Annotated in this window: 16 protein-coding genes and 3 pseudogenes; 6 read left to right on the top strand and 13 right to left on the bottom strand. The window is 65.7% G+C overall.

All coding sequences use genetic code 11. The features are described from left to right. Positions 1–482 precede the first annotated feature (482 nt). Entirely contained in the window at positions 483–755 is a 273-nt protein-coding gene (locus tag GXN78_RS31210) for a hypothetical protein (RefSeq protein WP_106559397.1), read from the bottom strand. A gap of 184 nt (positions 756–939) precedes the next feature. On the opposite strand from GXN78_RS31210, the pseudogene GXN78_RS41565 reads away from it, so the two are divergent. Continuing rightward, positions 940–1,131: pseudogene (locus GXN78_RS41565) on the top strand (substrate-binding domain-containing protein); the annotation flags it as partial. A 671-nt stretch (positions 1,132–1,802) separates the two neighbouring features. On the opposite strand, the gene GXN78_RS31200 reads toward GXN78_RS41565, so the two are convergent. From GXN78_RS31200 to GXN78_RS31190, 3 genes are all read right to left on the bottom strand, one after another. Next, on the bottom strand, positions 1,803–2,189 hold the full coding sequence (locus GXN78_RS31200) for a hypothetical protein (RefSeq protein ID WP_106559436.1): 387 nt from the start codon (positions 2,187–2,189) through the stop codon (positions 1,803–1,805). A gap of 445 nt (positions 2,190–2,634) precedes the next feature. Next, positions 2,635–2,934 (bottom strand): hypothetical protein, encoded by a 300-nt coding sequence (locus GXN78_RS31195; protein WP_106559399.1) that lies wholly within the window; start codon positions 2,932–2,934, stop codon positions 2,635–2,637. After that, complete coding sequence (locus GXN78_RS31190; protein WP_106559400.1) at positions 2,931–4,208, bottom strand: DEAD/DEAH box helicase; 1,278 nt, start codon at positions 4,206–4,208, stop codon at positions 2,931–2,933. The genes GXN78_RS31195 and GXN78_RS31190 overlap by 4 nt, the downstream gene beginning before the upstream one ends. 12 nt (positions 4,209–4,220) lie before the next feature. Between GXN78_RS31190 and GXN78_RS31185 the strand changes: the two genes are divergently transcribed. Continuing rightward, positions 4,221–4,463 carry a hypothetical protein gene (locus GXN78_RS31185; protein ID WP_164255853.1) on the top strand — a complete coding sequence of 81 codons (243 nt, stop codon included), beginning with the start codon at positions 4,221–4,223 and terminating at the stop codon, positions 4,461–4,463. Positions 4,464–4,495: 32 nt separating this feature from the next. On the opposite strand, the pseudogene GXN78_RS41560 reads toward GXN78_RS31185, so the two are convergent. Continuing rightward, positions 4,496–4,592, bottom strand: a pseudogene (locus tag GXN78_RS41560) (dihydrodipicolinate synthase family protein); the annotation flags it as partial. A 234-nt stretch (positions 4,593–4,826) separates the two neighbouring features. After that, the gene (locus GXN78_RS31180) at positions 4,827–5,453 is read right to left on the bottom strand and encodes a TetR/AcrR family transcriptional regulator (RefSeq protein WP_106559402.1); all 627 of its coding nucleotides are present in this window, start codon (positions 5,451–5,453) and stop codon (positions 4,827–4,829) included. Between the two features lie 127 nt (positions 5,454–5,580). Between GXN78_RS31180 and GXN78_RS31175 the strand changes: the two genes are divergently transcribed. Together GXN78_RS31175 and GXN78_RS31170 are read left to right on the top strand one after the other, a co-directional pair. Beyond that, positions 5,581–6,093 carry a DinB family protein gene (locus GXN78_RS31175; RefSeq protein WP_106559403.1) on the top strand — a complete coding sequence of 171 codons (513 nt, stop codon included), beginning with the start codon at positions 5,581–5,583 and terminating at the stop codon, positions 6,091–6,093. Positions 6,094–6,603: 510 nt separating this feature from the next. After that, positions 6,604–7,677: an OmpA family protein gene (locus GXN78_RS31170; RefSeq protein ID WP_106559404.1), complete on the top strand. Its 1,074-nt coding sequence runs from the start codon at positions 6,604–6,606 to the stop codon at positions 7,675–7,677. A 185-nt stretch (positions 7,678–7,862) separates the two neighbouring features. On the opposite strand, the gene GXN78_RS31165 is transcribed toward GXN78_RS31170, so the two are convergent. The 3 genes from GXN78_RS31165 to GXN78_RS31155 form a co-directional block, all read right to left on the bottom strand. After that, positions 7,863–9,464, bottom strand: coding sequence for an alkaline phosphatase D family protein (locus GXN78_RS31165; RefSeq protein WP_106559405.1), 1,602 nt, complete (start codon positions 9,462–9,464; stop codon positions 7,863–7,865). 454 nt (positions 9,465–9,918) lie between these two features. Next, positions 9,919–10,215 (bottom strand): hypothetical protein, encoded by a 297-nt coding sequence (locus tag GXN78_RS31160; protein ID WP_106559406.1) that lies wholly within the window; start codon positions 10,213–10,215, stop codon positions 9,919–9,921. Positions 10,216–10,293: 78 nt separating this feature from the next. Further along, positions 10,294–10,644, bottom strand: a complete 351-nt coding sequence (locus tag GXN78_RS31155; protein ID WP_106559407.1) for a hypothetical protein — start codon at positions 10,642–10,644, stop codon at positions 10,294–10,296. A 701-nt stretch (positions 10,645–11,345) separates the two neighbouring features. Here GXN78_RS31155 and GXN78_RS31150 point away from each other — a divergent pair. Further along, positions 11,346–12,347 carry a tripartite tricarboxylate transporter substrate binding protein gene (locus GXN78_RS31150; protein ID WP_106559408.1) on the top strand — a complete coding sequence of 334 codons (1,002 nt, stop codon included), beginning with the start codon at positions 11,346–11,348 and terminating at the stop codon, positions 12,345–12,347. A 240-nt stretch (positions 12,348–12,587) separates the two neighbouring features. Here the strand turns inward: GXN78_RS31150 and GXN78_RS31145 are convergent, their stop codons facing one another. The 3 genes from GXN78_RS31145 to GXN78_RS31135 all read right to left on the bottom strand — a co-directional run bounded on the left by GXN78_RS31145 (position 12,588) and on the right by GXN78_RS31135 (position 15,066). After that, the gene (locus GXN78_RS31145) at positions 12,588–12,977 is read right to left on the bottom strand and encodes a type II toxin-antitoxin system VapC family toxin (protein ID WP_106559409.1); all 390 of its coding nucleotides are present in this window, start codon (positions 12,975–12,977) and stop codon (positions 12,588–12,590) included. Further along, complete coding sequence (locus GXN78_RS31140) at positions 12,977–13,189, bottom strand: AbrB/MazE/SpoVT family DNA-binding domain-containing protein (RefSeq protein WP_106559410.1); 213 nt, start codon at positions 13,187–13,189, stop codon at positions 12,977–12,979. Before GXN78_RS31140 ends, GXN78_RS31145 begins: the two co-directional genes overlap by 1 nt. A gap of 239 nt (positions 13,190–13,428) precedes the next feature. Further along, positions 13,429–15,066, bottom strand: a complete 1,638-nt coding sequence (locus GXN78_RS31135; RefSeq protein WP_164255981.1) for an MFS transporter — start codon at positions 15,064–15,066, stop codon at positions 13,429–13,431. A gap of 91 nt (positions 15,067–15,157) precedes the next feature. Between GXN78_RS31135 and GXN78_RS31130 the strand changes: the two are divergent. Next, positions 15,158–15,295 (top strand): annotated as a pseudogene (locus GXN78_RS31130) (quinolinate synthase NadA); the annotation flags it as partial. Positions 15,296–16,351: 1,056 nt separating this feature from the next. On the opposite strand, the gene GXN78_RS31125 reads toward GXN78_RS31130, so the two are convergent. Further along, a complete protein-coding gene (locus tag GXN78_RS31125) occupies positions 16,352–17,386 on the bottom strand; it encodes a hypothetical protein (protein WP_106559412.1) in 1,035 nt (344 codons plus the stop codon). Positions 17,387–17,420 lie beyond the last annotated feature (34 nt).

Below are 17,420 nucleotides of genomic sequence, written 5' to 3'. Positions count from 1 at the left end.
CGACGGCCGCCCAGGTTCTGGCCGTGACGCAGAAGGGCTTTGAAGAGCTCGCCGACTTCAGCTACCCGAGCACCCCGAAGGACGAATCAAAACCGTGGCTGAGCGCCAGGATCGCAGCGCTGGTGAGTGCCCAAGGCAGGCACCCCGGCGATCGTCCGCGCGCCTGGGTGAAAGAAGTCAGGGCTGCCGGGGTTCCAGCGGGTCGATTGTGCAGGCCGGCGTTCGAGCGCGAGCGTGGGTCGCGAACGCCTTCTTTCGGATCCCCTACGTGTCGAGCACTTCGAGACGATGCCTCGAGACCTTCGCGATAGCGCCCTCGCATCCGTTGCTCCTCCAGCCTGTCCCGCCTGACGTGGCCTCGGACGGCAGTCCGCCAGCGCACGCACCACCGGCGCATGCGCTTCGCGAAGGCGGCCGGTGTCTTGATTCGGGAGCGCCGGCGCGAGGCGCTCTCGTCGAGGCCGGCAAGGCCCTGGCACCTCTCAACCGAAGGAGAGCCCCGAGACGTCTGGGCACCCCAAAGCGACTCGCCCTGGCTCGCGCCCGCTGACGGCGGCAAAGCCGTGGTGGGAGACACGATGGACGACGGCCGGCCCTGAATACCAGCGAAGCCCACCGTCCTCCAGCATGGGCGGAAGGTCGGCGTCGACGAGTTGCGCCGCACGCAAGACAGACAGCTTCTCGATCTCGTCTTCGTCCGACACGTGGCACGGCATCGTGCCGTGGCATAGCCGGCTCAGCAGTTCCATGGGCATGGCTCGCCTCCTTCCCAGCGGCAATTCCGCTTTTTGCCTGACGCCTAACGTATCGCGCTTCGTCTGGACAATCCATCGGGAAGGTGCGCATGTCGGCCAAAAACAACTCGTCCATGCGACTGCGCCGCCAGGTTCCGGCGATCCGGCTGCAGCAGGCGTCGATGGCCTCGGTCTTGATCGGAATCCGGTGATGCTGCGATGGGCCGCGAGCTACCACGCCAGGACCCAGGTCAAGGTGAACTACCAGGCGATCGGGTCCGGCGGCGGCATTCAACAGGTCAAGGCCGGGCAGGTGACTTTCGGTGCGTCAGACAAGCCCTTGCCGCCGGAGGAATTGAAAGCTGCCGACCTGATGCAGTTTCCGCTCGTGATCGGCGCCTTCCACTCTCGGTCGGCACGTCTCGTCACTGTCCTTCTCGTTTGGCCCTTCGTCGGGGAACCCGACTACTACGGCCGCTGCTGACTTCTCGCTCCGGGCAAGCCCGTCGCCCTTTCAGGCACGAGGCGAGATCTCCCCAGGTAAGAACGCGATCCTTCGCCGCACAGTCGCCCCATTTACGCCGCCTTGCTTTGGCCACAAGAGCTTCGCGGTATCTTGCCCGCTCGCCCTGCTCGGCAGCGCCTCGTATGAGGTTCGTGTTCCTCGACTCGCGGTTTCGCTCCCCGCTTCCTCCCCACGCTCGGTCGCCCTCGCGCAGTTGCGGTTTGCTTCGCTCGCTGTGGCCAGCTCGCGGGAGGACTTGTACCTCCAAGATCGCGCCCATGCTGGGCACACAAGAAAAAGCCCCGTGCATCGCTGCGCGGGGCTTGAAGCGGACCTTTGCGGGATCCGCGGAGACAAACGAATTATAGGGTAAACCCTAAACAACCGTTGGGGCCTCGGAATACCCACACACCAGCCCCGTCTGCGCGCGGTCGAGGCTGGGCGGGACGATGATCTTCGCTAGTCGTCTGGGCCTCTGCGCCGCGAGCATCGGAACGCGTCTGAGCCGGCCGGCAGAACAGCGCCTTGAGGCAGGCATCGGGAAGGCAGGCCCGGGCGAAACGTCAAAGGTAGCGCACCTGGGCCACCACCGGCGCATCGGCCTGGTTGGTGTCCGCGTTGGCGTAGGCGCCGCCCTGCCGGAACCAGTAGCGGCATCCGGTGCGGCCAAGCATCTTCACGCAGGTCTGCCCGTCGTCACGGACGCTCCAGGTGCCCGTGGCCCGGCCGAGCCCGCCCGCAGCTTCCACCGTTCCGTCTGCACGGAATTCCCACTGCGAAAGCTTTCCGCTCGCGATGTTCTTCGACACCACCGTCTTGCCGAGCAGGCCGGCCTCAATCTCGGCCTTGCTCAGGTAGGTTCGCTCTTCGGCGAAGGCCGCTCCCGGCAGCAGGATGGCGAAGGTCGCGAGTGCGGCAAAGACGAGCCGGGTGAAGGAGGTGCTGGGCACGATGCTGGCCTTTCGTTGATTGGGGACCTGTGTCGCAATCGGGTTCACCATGGCCGCTAATTTATGGATTCGCTCCCTTTGGCACGAGTAAGCAGTGCACGCGTGGCGTGTGACGCAGTTCACATGGGCGGCGGCGAGGCGCCGATCGCGCCCTCACCCGGCCCGTCAAAGAGCGCTGCGACGTCCAAGTTGTCTTCGGACAGGCGGCCGCGCCAGGACGTCCCGCGCAAACGCCCCGCCGCTGCCCTGCCCCCGGCGCACCGCGTCGACCGCGAATTCCGCGTGCTGCGGGCGCTGCTGGCGACGGACATGCCCATCCCCTCGCGCGCGTCCTGTGCGACCGGGGGATCCTGGGCTCGGCCTTCTTCGTGATGGATCGCGTGGCGGTCCGCCTGTTCTGCGATCCCGGCCCGCCTGCCACACTGCACCCGCAGCGGGCAGCCACCTATCCGAACCGCTCGCCCAGCGCCTGGCAGAAGGCGCGCGTCCCGCCGATGGCAAGGCTGAAGCAGCGGCGCGGCGGATTCGTGTCCTCGTTGCTCACTTGCAGCTCGGCATCCCACTCGCCGCCGTCTTCCACCGGGCCGCGACAGCCGGGGAAGGTGGCTTCGGCCCACGCCAGCACGGCGTCGATCTCGGCCTGCACCTCGGCCGCGTGGCCCAGCTCGACCGAGGCCATGGCGTCGAACACGCCGGTGTCGTCGTCGCCCTCGCTGTAGTCGAAGTCCAGCCAGCGCAGGCTCATGGGGCGGCTCCTGCGCGTGCAGCAGCTTCTGGCGCTGCGGCGGCGCGCCGCTTGTCCTTCTTGCTCGGGCGCCGGCCCTTGATGCCGCCAGCCGTGTCCTCGGGCGACGTCGCTGGCGGCGCCGTCGCCACCTCGACCGGCTCGAAGCCGGCGATGCGCCCGCGCGGCACGCGCAGGCCCTGGCGCTTCTCGATCAGGCGAAAGTGCGCTTCGCTCTCGGCCGCAATGAAGCTCAGCGCCAGCCCGCGTTCGCCCGCACGGCCGGTGCGGCCGATGCGGTGCACGAAGTCGCCGGCCGAGCGCGGCAGGTCGTAGTTCACCACCACCGGCAGCTGGGCGATGTCGATGCCGCGCGCCGCCAGGTCGGTGGCCACCACCACCTGCAGCCGGCTGGCCTTGAAGTCGGCCACCACCTGGCTGCGCTTACCCTGGCCCAGCATGCCGTGGAACGGCTCGGCCTCGACGCCCGCCTTGCGCAGCTTGTCGGCCACCACCTCGGCGGCGTGCTTGGTGGCGACGAAGACCAGCACGCGCGGCCACTTCTCTTCGTTCACCAGATGGCGCAACAGTTGGGTGCGCCGGCCGGCGTCGACCTCGATGGCGCGCTGTGCGATGTCGGGCACGGTCGCGGGCGTCGCCTCGACCTCGATGCGCAGCGGCTCGTGCAGCAGCTGCGCGGCCAGCACCTCCACCGCCTGCGCAAAGGTGGCAGAGAAGAAGAAGTTCTGCCGCCGCGCCGGCAAGGCCGTCAGCACGCGGCCCAACTCCTTGGCAAACCCCAGGTCGAGCAGGCGGTCGGCCTCGTCGAGCACCAGCGCCTGCACCGCGTCCAGCCTGATGGCGTTGTGGTCCAGCAGGTCGAGCAGGCGGCCCGGCGTGGCCACCACGATGTCAGCGCCGCCGCGCAGGCCCATCATCTGCGGGTTGATGGCGAGGCCGCCGAACAGCACCGCGATCCTCGGCCGCTCGTGCAGGCGCACCGACAGCAGACGGAAGGTCTCGCCCACCTGGGCGGCCAGTTCGCGCGTGGGCACCAGCACCAGCGTGTGGACGGCGCGCCGCGATCGGTGCCGCGGCGCCTGCGCCCATCGTTGCAGCAGCGGCAGCGAAAATGCCGCAGTCTTGCCCGAGCCGGTCTGCGCCAGGCCCAGCACGTCCTGGCCGCGCAGCACCGCCGGGATGGCCGCCTGCTGGATGGGCGTGGGGTCGAAGTAGCCCACTTCGCAGGCCGCTTGGGCCAGGGCGGGCATCAGGCCCAGCGTCGGAAATGACATGAAAGGAACAGGTTGAAGAAATTCGGATGCGGGAAGCCGCCCGGCGTATTCGACCGACAGCGGGCGGACTGCCCCGGCTGCGGCCAGCCGGTGGCCGCCCGCACCTACCGCGAACAGCAGGAATCGGCGGCAAGGCCCGCCACAGATGGCATTGTGCGAGTGTCGCTCGAACCCCAAGGCCCCGAAGACAAGGGCGTCACCGTGGTCAACGGTGTGGCGCTGGATGGGCAGCCGGCAACGATTTCCTGGCGATGACGAGATGGGCCAGCCGGACCTGACTGATCCGCTGCGCCAATCAGCGCCCCGTTAGCGTCTGCGTCCAGATCTGCCATCAGCGTGATCGCCTCCTCGCCGTCCCATGGCCCCGACGATCGCATCGTCGCCCGATGCATGGAGCCTGCTTCGTTCGACGGTGCGCAGCAAGAAGGACGTTCGCAAGGGATCGGCCTCGACCTTCATGCTCGGAGCTCCGAACTTCGCATCGCAGCGTCAACAGACGATGGAGGAATTTGGACCTACCGTCCGCTCACCGTTTGCTGTGCGGACTCTCACAAGAGCGATCTCAAAAGGATGGTCTTCGGGTGACCTGCGCGGGCCGCACGGAGATGGTTTTCCGCACTAGCCTTTCAGATAGCCGGTCACGAGGCGCGCCGCCTCGTCGATGAGCGCTTCCATCCGATCGTCGGTCAGCTCTTTGGCATGGTGCAGCACCGCGTTGTGCGTCAACGCCTCGATCGTGGTCACACAGACAAAGGATGCGAGCTCCAGGTCATCGACGCCGAGTTCGTCCCGGGCTCCTTCAAGATAGGTTCTGAACAGACTGAAATTTTCGCGACTGAAGGTTTGCAGCTTCTCGAGCTTGCCCACGCGCGGGATCTGCTCGGCGAGCACTCGATGCAACCGGGGATCGAGACGGTGCGCCTCGACAGCGACAGCGACGAATCTGCGCATCGCCTGGTCCAGCGCCTGGGTCGAGACCTGCGCCAACTCGCTGCGCACCGTTTGCATGATCTGCTGTTGATGGCGCTCGATCACGGCGGCGACGAGGGCCTCCTTGCTCGGGAAATATTGGTAGAGCGAGCCGATGCTCACCCCCGAAACTTCCGCGATGCGGTTGGTGCTGGCCTTGTCGAAGCCGTCCTTGACCAAAATGCGAGCGGTTGCCTCAATCAGGTTGTCCACCGTCGCGCGCGATCGCTCCTGAGTGGCGATCTTCCGGGGCCTGGTGAGGGGCTTTCGCGCCATTTTTTGATAGCGTCAATGCGAGTAGCAAAAGCGAATGATCGCTCATATTCTAGGTACACGCGGACAGGCGGCGCAACTTCCTGCATGTAAGACCTGTGGCGCGCACATCCCTCAGGAGCCCCATGACATGGACGACACATTGCACCACCTCTTCAGATACAAAGCTTGGGCCGACGACCAGCTATTGACCGCGCTGGCCCGGCTTGGGGACCACTCCCCCATCACCGCATTGGCCATCACGGCTTTGAGCCACACCTATGTGGTCGACCGGATATTCGCCGCGCACATCAGGCGAGAAGCTCACGCGTACACATCGGCAAACTTGAGCGAGATGCCGACGCTGGAAGATCTATCCGCTGATCTCAGAAGAAGCGATCAGGAATACATCGACTACGTGACGACGCTCCATCACGACCGATTGGCCGAACATTTCGATTTCACGTTCACCGACGGCGCAGCGGGGCGTATGTCCCGCGAGGAAATGCTCATGCATGTCGTCACGCACGGAACAGGTCATCGTGGACAGATCAGCGCAGTGATGCTGCTCAATTCCGTTCCGCCCGCCAAGGATGGATTCACGACTTATCTCCACGAGGCGCAGGCGTCAGCGAGAAGGCGGGCTGTCGCTGAGCGCCGTTGAGCGGCGCGGTCGGGCCAGTGGGTGGCTCGACGCCCGGTCCTGGCCGCCCGATGGTAGCTCCGTCGCTAGTTTGAGGCACGGCAGCCATCCGTTCGAATTAAACGCGAGCGACGAGGGGACGCCGCCACGGGCCGCCTCAACCTGAACCAGCGATGACATGGCACACATCACCCAGGAGGCGCCTATCGAACAACCTGTTTGCGGCCGGGTCGGGAACGCGGCGCCGCCACGGCCACACGAATCCTCGGGAGCGCTATTGCGCAGCCATGAAAGTGACCGACCGCAGACCCTGGAAAACAGGCAACCCCGCGACGAAAACGCTGCCTCAGAGTGCGGACGAGGTGATTCAGTAGTGAATCGTTCCGGGTGCTCGCGGGCTTCGCTCCTCGCCTGTTGTCGCGCTACGGCACGGGTGGTCTCGCGTTAGCAATAGGCCATTGAGTGGAAGCGCGTCGGCACGCACAGATCTAACCTGTATCCGAAAACGCGGTTCAATGGCGGAGGTGATCGATGCTCAAGCTGGTACTTGCGCTGCTTATGCTGCTCGGCGGCGCAGATGCTCTCGCCTTGGCCAAGGCAACGCCGCCCACGGCCGACCAGAAAGGCTCGAAGGACAACCCTCTGCTGAAGCGCTATGAGGGCGCGTACATCGTCAGCTTCGAGCAGAAGCGCTTTGCCGAATTCACGTTGCCGCTGTCTGCGCTGGAAGAGGTTCCGGACAAACGCGATCTGAAGAACAATCGCCTTCACGAGCCGAAAAACCGCAAGGCACTGGAGGGCGCGTACACGCGCCTTGTGTACATCGTTCCTGCGGGGCGATCGCCGCTGGAGGTATCGCGCAACTACCGCGAGGAGATCCAGTCCAGGGGCGGTCAGATCCTGTTCGAGTGCAAGGACGCCGACTGCGGCGGCGATCCGAAGCGAAGCATCGCCGGCGGCGGTGGCCAGATGAGCCTCGCGATGTACCTGTACCCGGAGTCGCGGGTGACCAGCGAATACGGTTCCAACGGGCATTGCGCCATGACCGAGCACATCGCCGACCAGCGCTACCTCTCGGCGGAGGTGCAGAATTCCGGCGCGCACATCTCGGTGCTCACCTATACCTTGGTCGCGCCGGACCGCAATGATGTGTGCAACGGCGTCAACGAGCGCACGGTGGCCGTGGTCGACATCGTCGAGGCCAAGGCCCGCGAGCAAAGAATGGTGACTGTCCAAGCCTCGGAGATGGCGACGGCGATTGCTGGCACCGGCCGCGTGGCCCTTTACGGCATCTTCTTCGACTTCAACAAGGCAGACGTGAAGCCGGAATCGGAGGCGACGCTGGAGCAGATCGCCAAGCTGCTGAAGGACAACGCGGCGCTCAGGCTGCTCGTCGTCGGGCATACCGACAACGTGGGCGGCTTTGCATCCAACATGGATCTGTCGCAACGCCGCGCCGCGGCCGTCGTGACGACCCTGGTCCAGCGCGGCGTCGGCAGGGAGCGGCTGGCGCCCCACGGCGTGTCGTTTGCCAGCCCGGTCGCCTCCAACAAGACCGATGAAGGCCGCGCCCGGAATCGTCGCGTGGAGTTGGTCGAGAACTGAGGCGCGCAAGTGCCACTGGTGGTTGCGTGGGGCCTGAAGGCGCAGTGCTCGCCGGCGCAGGGTCAGTTGGCATGAAACGCCAGGCGTCACAAGCGCGCTCAAGGCACGACGCGCTCCATGTCGGCCAGCCACTTCTCGCGCGCGTACGCTTCATCGTGTCGTCGGCCGCGTCGAGCCGACCGCTTTCAGGACGAACCCATGGGCGCCAGCGTCTTGGCGTAGAGGGTCTGGCCGCCAAGGTCCTTGAGCCGCACGGTCATCGCGCGCGTCCGGGCATCGATGTCGACCTGGCCGAAGAACTGCAGGCCGGCGGTCGGCGCCGTGTTCTGCGCCTCGGGCGCCTTCTGGTAGACCACCTGCAGCCCAAAGGTGCCGTCCGGTGCGTTCGGGCCGAAGCTGCCGGCATTGAGCGGGCCGGACACAAATTCCCAGAACGGCGAGAAGTCGCTGAATTTCGCCTTGGCCGGATCGTAGAAGTGCGCCGCGGTGTAGTGCACGTCGGCGGTGAGCCAGACCACATTGCGCACGCCTGCCTGCTTGATCCCGCGCAGCAGCCGCGCAATTTCGAGTTCGCGGCCAAGCGGCTGGTTGTGCTCGTTGTTCGCGATCGCCTCCCACCGGTCGCGGCCGGCGTCGTCCTTGCCATCTGGCACGTTCAGCCCGATCGGCATGTCGGCGGCAATCACCTTCCAGACCGCCTTCGATTGCTTCAGCCCCTGCGGCAGCCAGGCCAGCTGTGGCCTGCCGAGGAAGGCGGCGTCTGCGTCTTCCGTGGCCTGCACGTTGGCGGCGTTGGGGCCGCGGTAGCTGCGCATGTCGATCACGAAGACATCCAGCAGCGGTCCCTGCGGCAAATGGCGGTAGACGCGCTCGACCTCGTCGTCACCGTGATGCCGTAAGGGCGCATATTCGAGAAATGCTTTCGTCCCGCGCGCCATCAGCAGGGGAACGTTCTTTTCCTTGTAGCGCGCATCAGCCTGCACGCTCTTGGAATCCGACCAGTTGTTGGTCACCTCGTGGTCGTCCCACTGCCAGATCTGCGGCACCTCGGCCGCCATGCGGCGCACGTTGGCATCCATCAGGTTGTAGCGGTAGCGTCCGCGGAATTCGTTGAGCGTTTCCGCGACCTTGGCGACTTCCTCGGTCACGACGTTGTTCCACACCGTGCCATCGGGCAGCTTCACTTCGGCGGCGATCGGTCCGTCGGCGTAGATGGTGTCGCCGCTGTGCAGGAAGAAGTCGGGGTTCACCTTACGGATCTGCTCGTAGATCTTCATGCCGCCCCAGGCCTCGTTGATGCCGAAGCCCTGACCTGCGGTGTCGCCGCTCCAGACGAAGCGCACATCGCGCGCCGCCCGACCGTTGCCAGCAGGCGGCAGCCTCAGGTGGCCCTGCGCGGGCTCGGAGCGCACACGCTCGTTCGTCAAGTCCTGCAGGGTGACGCGGTAGAAGATTTCCTGGCCCGCCGGCAGCCCTCCCAGGTCGATTCGCCCCGTGTAGTCGCTGTCGTCCAGCAGGTACGGACCGCGGACACGCTGCGCGTTGGAAAAGCTGGCGACGCTCGACCATTCGACCCACATGCGTGCTGGGCGATCTGCGCGCGTCCACACGACGGCGCGGTCGGCCAGCGCGTCGCCGCTTTGGACCCCGTGCGGGATCTGTGGGCGCGCCGCGTCGCGGGTGATCGCGGCAGGCGCCTGCTGGGCCAGCGCCCAGTGGGGGAGGATGAGGGCCGCCGCGGTGCCGGTGGCTGTGCCTCGAAGAAAGTCGCGTCTTTGCGTGGTCATGGGCGCCTTGAAAAGTCGAGCCGACACTGTCCGTGCGCGAGGTGTCAGTCTGATGAAGCGGCCGCGAAAGGCGCCGGCGGGTCCCGGCCGAGCCCTGCCGACTGACGGCCATCGACCGGGGGTCTCTCAGAAACCAATGAAGGACTGCCGGTCCTCAAGCCGACGGCGCGCCCGGCCGCGAGGTGACCGCCGGGCGCCGGCGTCCCGCGCCCCTTCGGACCGATGGCGGCGCCGGGCGACGTCATTCAGCATCCTGCTTCTCTTGGCGCATCTTGGATGGGACCGCCCTTGAGCGAATCCGGCATGGGACAGCGCCGGGCGGCCATGCCGCGCCCACTTCGCACCCGCGCGCGCGGCCAATCGCCTGCACGAACTCAGCCGGTTGAAGCCGGGGAACTCCGCGTCGTTGGCGAACCGGAACAGCCGGAACGCGGTGTCCGAGGACACCAACGGCCTATCGCACCCAGGGGAGTCGACCGTTGAAGCGCCGAAGCATCTCCGCATTCCCCTGCACGAAGAACTCCGGCTGCACCGACAGCGGCGTGTTGCCGGCCCGGTCGTTCACCGTGTAGCCGTAAGTGCAGTCGTAGGTCGGCGCAATCTGCCGCAGCGCATGCGCGATCACCCGGTCGACCTCGGGCTGCCCCGGCTTGCGGGCCTTGCGATACCAAAGCGGCGAGATCTGCACCGCCAGCCGTTTCGGCAGGAAGCAGCAGTTGACGTCGATGAACAGGTCGTCCGGGTGCAGCACGCTCGGCCATTTGCCGAGGCTCTCGCAGTCGTCGCGGCACAGGAAGCGGTGCTCGCCGTCGACGATGTTGCGCAGCGCTTAGGCCCAGGCGTTGCCCCGGGCACAGGTGTCGAGGCATTGCTGGACATACCCGGGCTCAAGCACGGCCCCGTCGAGCCCGTAGGACTCCATGTGCTCGCGCGCGATCCATCCCAGCTCGCATGCGGCGGCATAGACAACCACCGCATAGTGGCCGGGCGACAGCACGAACCTGTCGTGCCCCGCCTTGACGAAGCCACCGCCGAACAGCGCGGCGATCAGTTCGCCCGCGGACAATGCTTGTCCGAGATAGCCGAACCCCTGGATGTTCACCATCTCGGTGGCATTTAGCTTCACCCGTGCGGCGAGCCGCTTCAGCTCGACCGCATCGACCGGTGGAAATGATTGCACTTCAGTTCCTCTCGCTGCATGGAGCAGGCAAATGCGCCTGCTGGGGAGGAATTGTTCGCTGCGGCGGCATGGACGGGGCAGCGCGCGCTTACGGGAACACTGGACATCCTTCGCCTCGCATTGGCGCTGTCGTGGCGCCCGTCGGCAGTTAGTCGCGTGCATGCCGACCTGGGCTGCGTCATCCGCTTGTGCAGACCCGACGTTGGCAGGCGTAGCAAAAACCAACTGTGGGTCTTCCGCACCTATGGACCTATGGACTGGAGTCCATAGGTGCGGAAGACCCAGATTTGCTTTTTTCAACGGCTTGGGACTGAAGACCTCTATGCGCCTTCGTGCGCCCGCGCCAGGCAACGCGAGCGGGCGCCGCAAAGGCCCCGCAGGCACGGCGCCAAACCGCGGGTATGGATTCCTGGATAACACGGCCGAAATGCCAAGATTTGCCGGAAAAGCTTTGTCAGGGCCACCTTAGTCCCGTGGCGCTGCGGCCAAGCCGACAGCGTAGTGGAAGTCCCGAATAACGCTCGATTAACGATCATTGTTGAGCGATTGTCGAACCGCGAACGAAGGTGAAGCCTGTTTACTGAGGTGCGACCGACTATCGTTGGGCCATCCAAGCAAGCAGTTACCGGACGGCGACTATCCGCCCACCACTCGGCGGCTTGGTGAAAAAACAAACTATCGCAACTCCTGGAGACAACGCCATGACGACATCCCTCTTGAGGCGGCGCGCCGCTTTGGCCACCCTGTCGGCCTTGACCTTGGCCGCCTACGGCCCTGCAGCCCAAGCCCAGGACGCCGCCCAGTGGCCCACGCGCACCGTGCGCCTGACTACGCCCTATCCGACTGGCGGCGCGCCCGACACGATTGCCCGGGTGCTGGCCGAGAAGCTCTCGCGCAAGTGGGGCCAGAGCGTGATCGTGGACAACAAGCCGGGTGGCAACGGCTTCATCGCGATCGACGCGTTCAAGCGCGGCGCCAAGGACGGGCACGACCTGATCCAGCTCGACAGCGTGCACATGGCCGCCTATCCGTACCTGTTCAAGAAGCTGCCGTACGACCCAGCAAAGGACTTCGACGTGCAGGCCACGCTGTGGAAGGCCTACCTCATGTTCGTGGTGCCGACCGGCAGCAAGTACAAGACCGTGGGCGACGTGATCGCGGACGCCAAGGCCAACCCAGGCAAGATCGACTACGGCTCCTGGTCCATCGGCAACCCGGTGCATCTGGGGATGGAGGAACTGCAGCAGCTGACCGGCACCAGCATGCAGCATGTGGTGTACAAGGAGACCTCGCAGCTCTATACCGCGGTCGCCACCGGCGAGTTGCCGGTCACGCTGGGCACCGCCGGCACGACCGGGCCGATGTACAAGGCCGGCAAGGTTCGCTTCCTGGCCGTGGGCGCGCCTCAGCGCTTGGTCGCCTATCCGGACGTGCCAACTGTGGCCGAGGCCGGTGGACCCAAGGACTACGAAGTCAGCGGTTGGAATGTGATCGCCACACCGAAAGGCTTGCCGCTGGCCGTCAGAGACAAGATCCGCCAGGATATCGCCGAGGCCGTGGCCAGCACCGACGTGCAGGATCGCTACGCGACGTTGGGCTACGTCCCGCTGTCGCTGGATCGCGCGAAGATCGAAGCATTCATCCAGGCCGAGTCCAAGCGCCATGAAGCCATCATCAAGCGCGCCAAAATCGAACTGCAATGAAACATCTGCCCGTTGGCTTGCTGGCCAGTCCAGGCATCAAGGCTCACCTGGATCCTGCGCTGACAGAATGAAAGAGCAACAGTGACAGGTTGAAGGAAAACCGACAGCTTCCATGGCGGGCTGGCCGTTCGGTACGCGCAGGACGACAGGGCCTGGGAGGCGGGCCGGGTCGAATCTGCGGAAGCACTTCCCAAGGCTCGTCGAAGCTGCCCACTCGCTTCGGCGGACGAGGCTCCGGCTTCAGGCTACCTTCGGAAAGAACATGACGTCCGGCAGCCCCTTGAAATGGGCGTCGCAGGTCAACAACTGCGCCAGCTGGTTCTGTGCCGTGGCGTAGACAATGGCATCGGCGGTGGCCAGCTTGTGCTCGCGGTGCAGATCTGCCGCGAGCAGTGCGATGGTGGTGTCCAGGGGCACGACAGCGCATTTCTGCGTGTAGGCGATTACCTGATCGGCCTGCTCCTCGCCGACCTCGCGCACCAGCCATTTCGAAAGTTCGAGTTGCACGATGGTAGGCACGATGCACTGCGGCTTGTCCGGGAACTGCTTGGCCAGTGTCTTGCCGAGTGCGCTGCCCGTGAGCCATTCAATCCAGACCGAAGTATCGACCACGCGCAACGGTGCTGCCATCAGTAGCGGTCCTTGCGGTCGCGGTAGCCGTCCTTGCGCGCGCCTTTGGCGACCCCGACCAGTTGGTCCAGCTCAGGCACGGGCATCACCAGAACGCCCTTGCCCTTGGGAATGAACACGAACTCCTGCCCGGCCTGCCAGTGCTTCTCTTCACGCACGGCCTTGGGAATTGAGATCTGGAACTTGCTGGACAGAGTGGCAGTCGCAGTCATCCTCATACCTCGTTGTCATCGATCATGATTCGGTAAGAATACACGATCTCCGGCCAGCCTGTCCAGGCTCCTCCAGACGGGCCTGCTAGCGGCATTGGAGGCCTTCAACACCGGGCCATCACCGTGCATAGTGCGACCGGCTTGTCCCGTCCTCGAAGGGAAACGCCTCGGGCGCCGCGCACGTGTTGGAAGTCCCCGAAACCGACAACAGCCGCAAACGTGGGACACCGCCACGCAGGTTACCCGTGGCGCGTTTCGTCGCCAAGGACGTCGCGTTCCCGATCGATGCCGATCAACCTCGAAATGCGCACCGGAACGCCAGCCCGTTGAGATCGCTCAATGCGTTCCTGCAGGCTTCGATCTGCGATGGTCGCCCGCGCGCGGGTGCGGACGTACTCGGCCCAGGAAGCAATGATGAATCGCTCAACAAAGAGCCCGTCTTCACCCAGATCGCGAAAGACCCGCCAGCTGCTCGCCCCATTGCGACGTCGTGCAGGCTCGATGGCATGGATGGCGCGAAGAAACTCCGCACGATGCTCACGATCGATCCGGTACTCGATCTGAATCAGCACCGGACCGTCATCCGGCTGGGGCTCGGTGGCAATAGCCAGTTCCGCCAATTTCGCTCCCGGAGTGACGTCGGCCTCGTTGCCCATCGCAACGCGTGCGCGGTGACTGATGGCGAGCAGCAAGAGCATGGTGATGACCGAGCCGGCAAGCGCAAGTCGAGTTCCAGCCGCCGCCGCCGCCGCACCCCACAGCGCACTGCCGAGCGCGAGACTCGCTTGCATTGAAACAAGGTTCACGGAGACGGCGCGCGCTCGAACCCAGGCGGGCGCGCTGGTCTGCGTTCCGGCCGAGAGACCGGCGAGCACGGAAACCCATGCCGCACCGCCGCCGCCAGCCGCTACGATCGCGAGGGCGACGACATCGGTTGCCGCCAACAAAGCGATCGCGCCTACCCACAGAATCGAAGCCCACGTCACGACAACGTTCAACGATCGGCGCTGCAGCTGCCCTGGGATGGCCAACGCTCCCACGATTGCACCGATGCCAAAGCCGGCCGAGAGCAGACCAAAGCCGCCAGCACCGAGTTGGAGTTGGTCGCGCGCGATCACCGGAAGCAGCGCCCAGAACGCGCTCGCGCACAGGCTGAAACTGACGTTGCGGATCAGCAGCGAACGCATCGGCAGCGAGTGTCTCGCGAAGCGCAGGCCGCTCAGGACGCCCATGAACACGGTTTCCGGAACGCCCGGAAGTCCGCGCTCGCGCTTCTTCATGCGATAGACCGCGACGATCATCAGGACGAACGACAGCGAGCTGGCAACGAGTGCGCTCCCCGAGCCCAACCAGGCGGCGATTCCCCCGGCCAGTGCGGGACCGACCGCGCGGGCGACGTTGAAGGCGACCGCACCCAGGGCCACGGCACGCGGCAACTCTTCCCTCGACACGAGATCGTGGATGCTCGCCGCCTGGGCAGGCAGGTACAAACTGAGGCCGGCACCGACCATGAAGGTGAGCGCAAGCAGCATTGCCGGGCCAACGAGTCCGGCGAGCGTTGCGGCACCCAGGATCGCGGTGGACGCCAGCAAAAGCCATTGCGTGGCGAGGATGAGCCGGCGTCGATCAACGATGTCCGCCAGCGCGCCTGCGACCAACCCGAACAACAGTGCCGGCGCGGTACTTGCCGTCTGTACGAGAGCGACCATGAACTCGGACGGCGTCAGCGTCGCCATCACCCAGGCGGCGACGGTCGTCTGCATCGTGTAGCCGAGTGCCGTTCCGAGCGAGCCGAAATAGAACAGCCGGAAACGCGGATGCCGCAGCGGCGAGGTCGCAAACAACCGCGACGCTGAGTTGGCGAGAGGTGTTTTCACGCGCAGAGTCTAGCCATCGCACGAAGCCCTGAAGTTACTCAATGGCGCTGAGATCCGCAGGATCGCCTCGTCACGCCCGCTTTGGAAGCGCAAGAGCTGCGCGCACTGCCCCTGGATGGCGATGACCGGCGGTGGCGGATCTGGCGCGCGGTTGGCGGCGGGCGCCGGCGAGATCCATCTCGATCGCGCGCTGGGCCTGCGCGCACGCGTGCCGATCGAACGCATGCTCGTACGCGAGCTCCTGGTGCGGATGCGCCGCGCCTGCGCGCAGCGCGGCGCGCGGCCAACGCAAGCAGCGCGCGCTCACGAAGGATCCGCTGCAGGCCTTTTGGCCACCTGCGACGAGTCGCTGCGGAGGAAACGCGACCGCGCCCCGCTGCTCTTTGCCTGGGCAACCGGCGGTCGGTGACGTTCCGAGGTGGCCGCGGCGACGATGGAGAACCTGCGGCGCGTCGACGCCGGGTCCGGCTCCTACCTCTACCCGCTCACCCACTCCAAGACCCACCAGGCCGGCATCGAGCGTCCCGAAGACGTGAAACCGCTGGTGGGCAGTGCCGCGGCGGCCTGCAGGCCTGGCTCGCCGCAAGCGGGATCCAGGAAGGCGCCTTCTCCCGCCGCCTCCGCAAAGGCGCCCACTCGGCGTTGGCACCGGTGGCCGCGCGCGGCATCGTGAAGGAGCGCTGCGCCCTTGCCGTGTCGAGGGACAGTTCTCGGCGCACTCGCTGCGCGCGGGCTTCGTGACGGATGCCGGCCATGACGCTCGGCCAGTTCGCCGATGCGATGCGGAGGGCAAACGCTTCCGATGGCCCCACCTGATCGAGATCGTCATGCAGGGTCCTTGCCTCCTCGGAAGGTCGCGACGGCTGTTGAGGAGCGCTATTCTTCCTTCCCGAGGCGTATGGGAACAGAATCGCACCTGCAATGGCAATTGCGAAATGCGCCGCAAACCCAAGGGTCACCGACGACAACAAGGGTCGGGTCCCTGGGGCGAAGGCGGATAGGCGTCGACGCGACCCACGTCCTGTCGCGCCGCGATCTGTGAGTGGCCCGATGGCCTGCTTCGCGCAGAACTCATCAGCAGAGGGCGGGAAAGTTCGATGGCATCAAGAGAAGCGGCTCGCCATCGGCCCGACGTCCAGCCCCCGAAGTCCTGAAGCGGTTCACATGGCAGGCCGAGACCGTCGCCGCGCTGGCGGAGATCCACTTGGGCCCGCTCTGCGGAAGTCGATGGCGTGTGGTGCTCCCATGGCGCGGCGCGCGTCGGCCGCACCACGGAAAAAGCCCGTCAGATGCGAACCGTTCGAGCTGTATAGGCGACGATCCGGGTTTCTGTCTGTGCCGTTGTCCGATACAGGCCGCGCTGCTGGGTGCGCAGCAAGACGCCGGATGCGATCCAGTTCTGAATCATGTGCCGCGCGACGCCGCGCGCAATCAGTTCGCTGGCTGTGACGGCCTTGCTTCGCTCGCGTCGCGGGGCTGCTGGCGTCTTGCCGTCTTTCGCCGACAGCGCCGACCCTGGAAGCGGATCGACGGCTTTCGGCTTCCGCGATCCGTTGCGAGACGGCGCCATGGCGGGCGGCGGCCGCGCTGTCGACGCCGTGGATCCATCGTCGAGATCAATGCCGAACAAGGCCGACAGATCGGTGCCGTCCAAGGCACCTTGCGTGTCGGACGGCGCCATCGCCGGCATGTTGCCAAATTGTCCAGTCAGCTCCTGCGGATCCACGTGGCGCAGTCGGAACAGCAGCTCCGGCTCGTCGTCGAGGCGAGCACCCACGCCGTACAGCACCGCCGCGACATGCTTGCACATCGACGCAGCGTCCGGGCAATTGCAACACATGCTGATTTGCCGCGGCAGCGGGAACAGCCCCTCGCCGCGGCGCGTCACCGTTTCCATCACCGCCTTGGACAGGCGGCCTTGCAGCAACTCGACCAGGGAGGCCACCTTGCCCGAACATTCCTTGATGATCGCGACCCACCTCGTGGCAGCGAGCGGCTGCACACCGATCTCGACCCTGTAGACATCGGAACCGGACACGAGCGCCAACACCCGGCCGCTCTCGATGCGCAGATCGATGACGGAGCTGTTGCGCACATAGGTCCGCCCGCGCGGCAGTCGGTTCGCAAAATCGCTGTAGGACTCCAGGTTGTCGCACCAGGCCTTGCCCCAGAAGCTCTTGGCGATCGCGCGGCCGTCGATCGTGACCGGCTGGCAGCTCTGCCCTTTCTTGCTCAGCGCCGCGACCGTTTGCTTGGCCTGGCGCTGCCTTTGCGCCACTGGAATGTAAGGCGCCCAGCCGCCGTCGTCGTTTCGTCCCATGTGTTGCCCCGACCTCTTCCAAACAAGACGCGTT

Origin of the sequence: Variovorax sp. WS11 (assembly GCF_010499245.1) — a bacterium.
GTDB lineage: Bacteria > Pseudomonadota > Gammaproteobacteria > Burkholderiales > Burkholderiaceae_C > Variovorax.
This window is presented reverse-complemented; position numbering and strand designations above follow the sequence as displayed.

What these genes read in the sequence shown, in the direction of transcription:
- GXN78_RS31210 (WP_106559397.1), bottom strand. Translation starts at nt 755, where the DNA reads ATGCCCATGGAACTGCTGAGCCGGCTATGCCACGGCACGATGCCGTGC.
- GXN78_RS31195 (WP_106559399.1), bottom strand. Translation starts at nt 2,934, where the DNA reads ATGAGCCTGCGCTGGCTGGACTTCGACTACAGCGAGGGCGACGACGAC.
- GXN78_RS31190 (WP_106559400.1), bottom strand. Translation starts at nt 4,208, where the DNA reads ATGTCATTTCCGACGCTGGGCCTGATGCCCGCCCTGGCCCAAGCGGCC.
- GXN78_RS31180 (WP_106559402.1), bottom strand. Translation starts at nt 5,453, where the DNA reads ATGGCGCGAAAGCCCCTCACCAGGCCCCGGAAGATCGCCACTCAGGAG.
- GXN78_RS31175 (WP_106559403.1), top strand. Translation starts at nt 5,581, where the DNA reads ATGGACGACACATTGCACCACCTCTTCAGATACAAAGCTTGGGCCGAC.
- GXN78_RS31170 (WP_106559404.1), top strand. Translation starts at nt 6,604, where the DNA reads ATGCTCAAGCTGGTACTTGCGCTGCTTATGCTGCTCGGCGGCGCAGAT.
- GXN78_RS31165 (WP_106559405.1), bottom strand. Translation starts at nt 9,464, where the DNA reads ATGACCACGCAAAGACGCGACTTTCTTCGAGGCACAGCCACCGGCACC.
- GXN78_RS31150 (WP_106559408.1), top strand. Translation starts at nt 11,346, where the DNA reads ATGACGACATCCCTCTTGAGGCGGCGCGCCGCTTTGGCCACCCTGTCG.
- GXN78_RS31145 (WP_106559409.1), bottom strand. Translation starts at nt 12,977, where the DNA reads ATGGCAGCACCGTTGCGCGTGGTCGATACTTCGGTCTGGATTGAATGG.
- GXN78_RS31140 (WP_106559410.1), bottom strand. Translation starts at nt 13,189, where the DNA reads ATGACTGCGACTGCCACTCTGTCCAGCAAGTTCCAGATCTCAATTCCC.
- GXN78_RS31125 (WP_106559412.1), bottom strand. Translation starts at nt 17,386, where the DNA reads ATGGGACGAAACGACGACGGCGGCTGGGCGCCTTACATTCCAGTGGCG.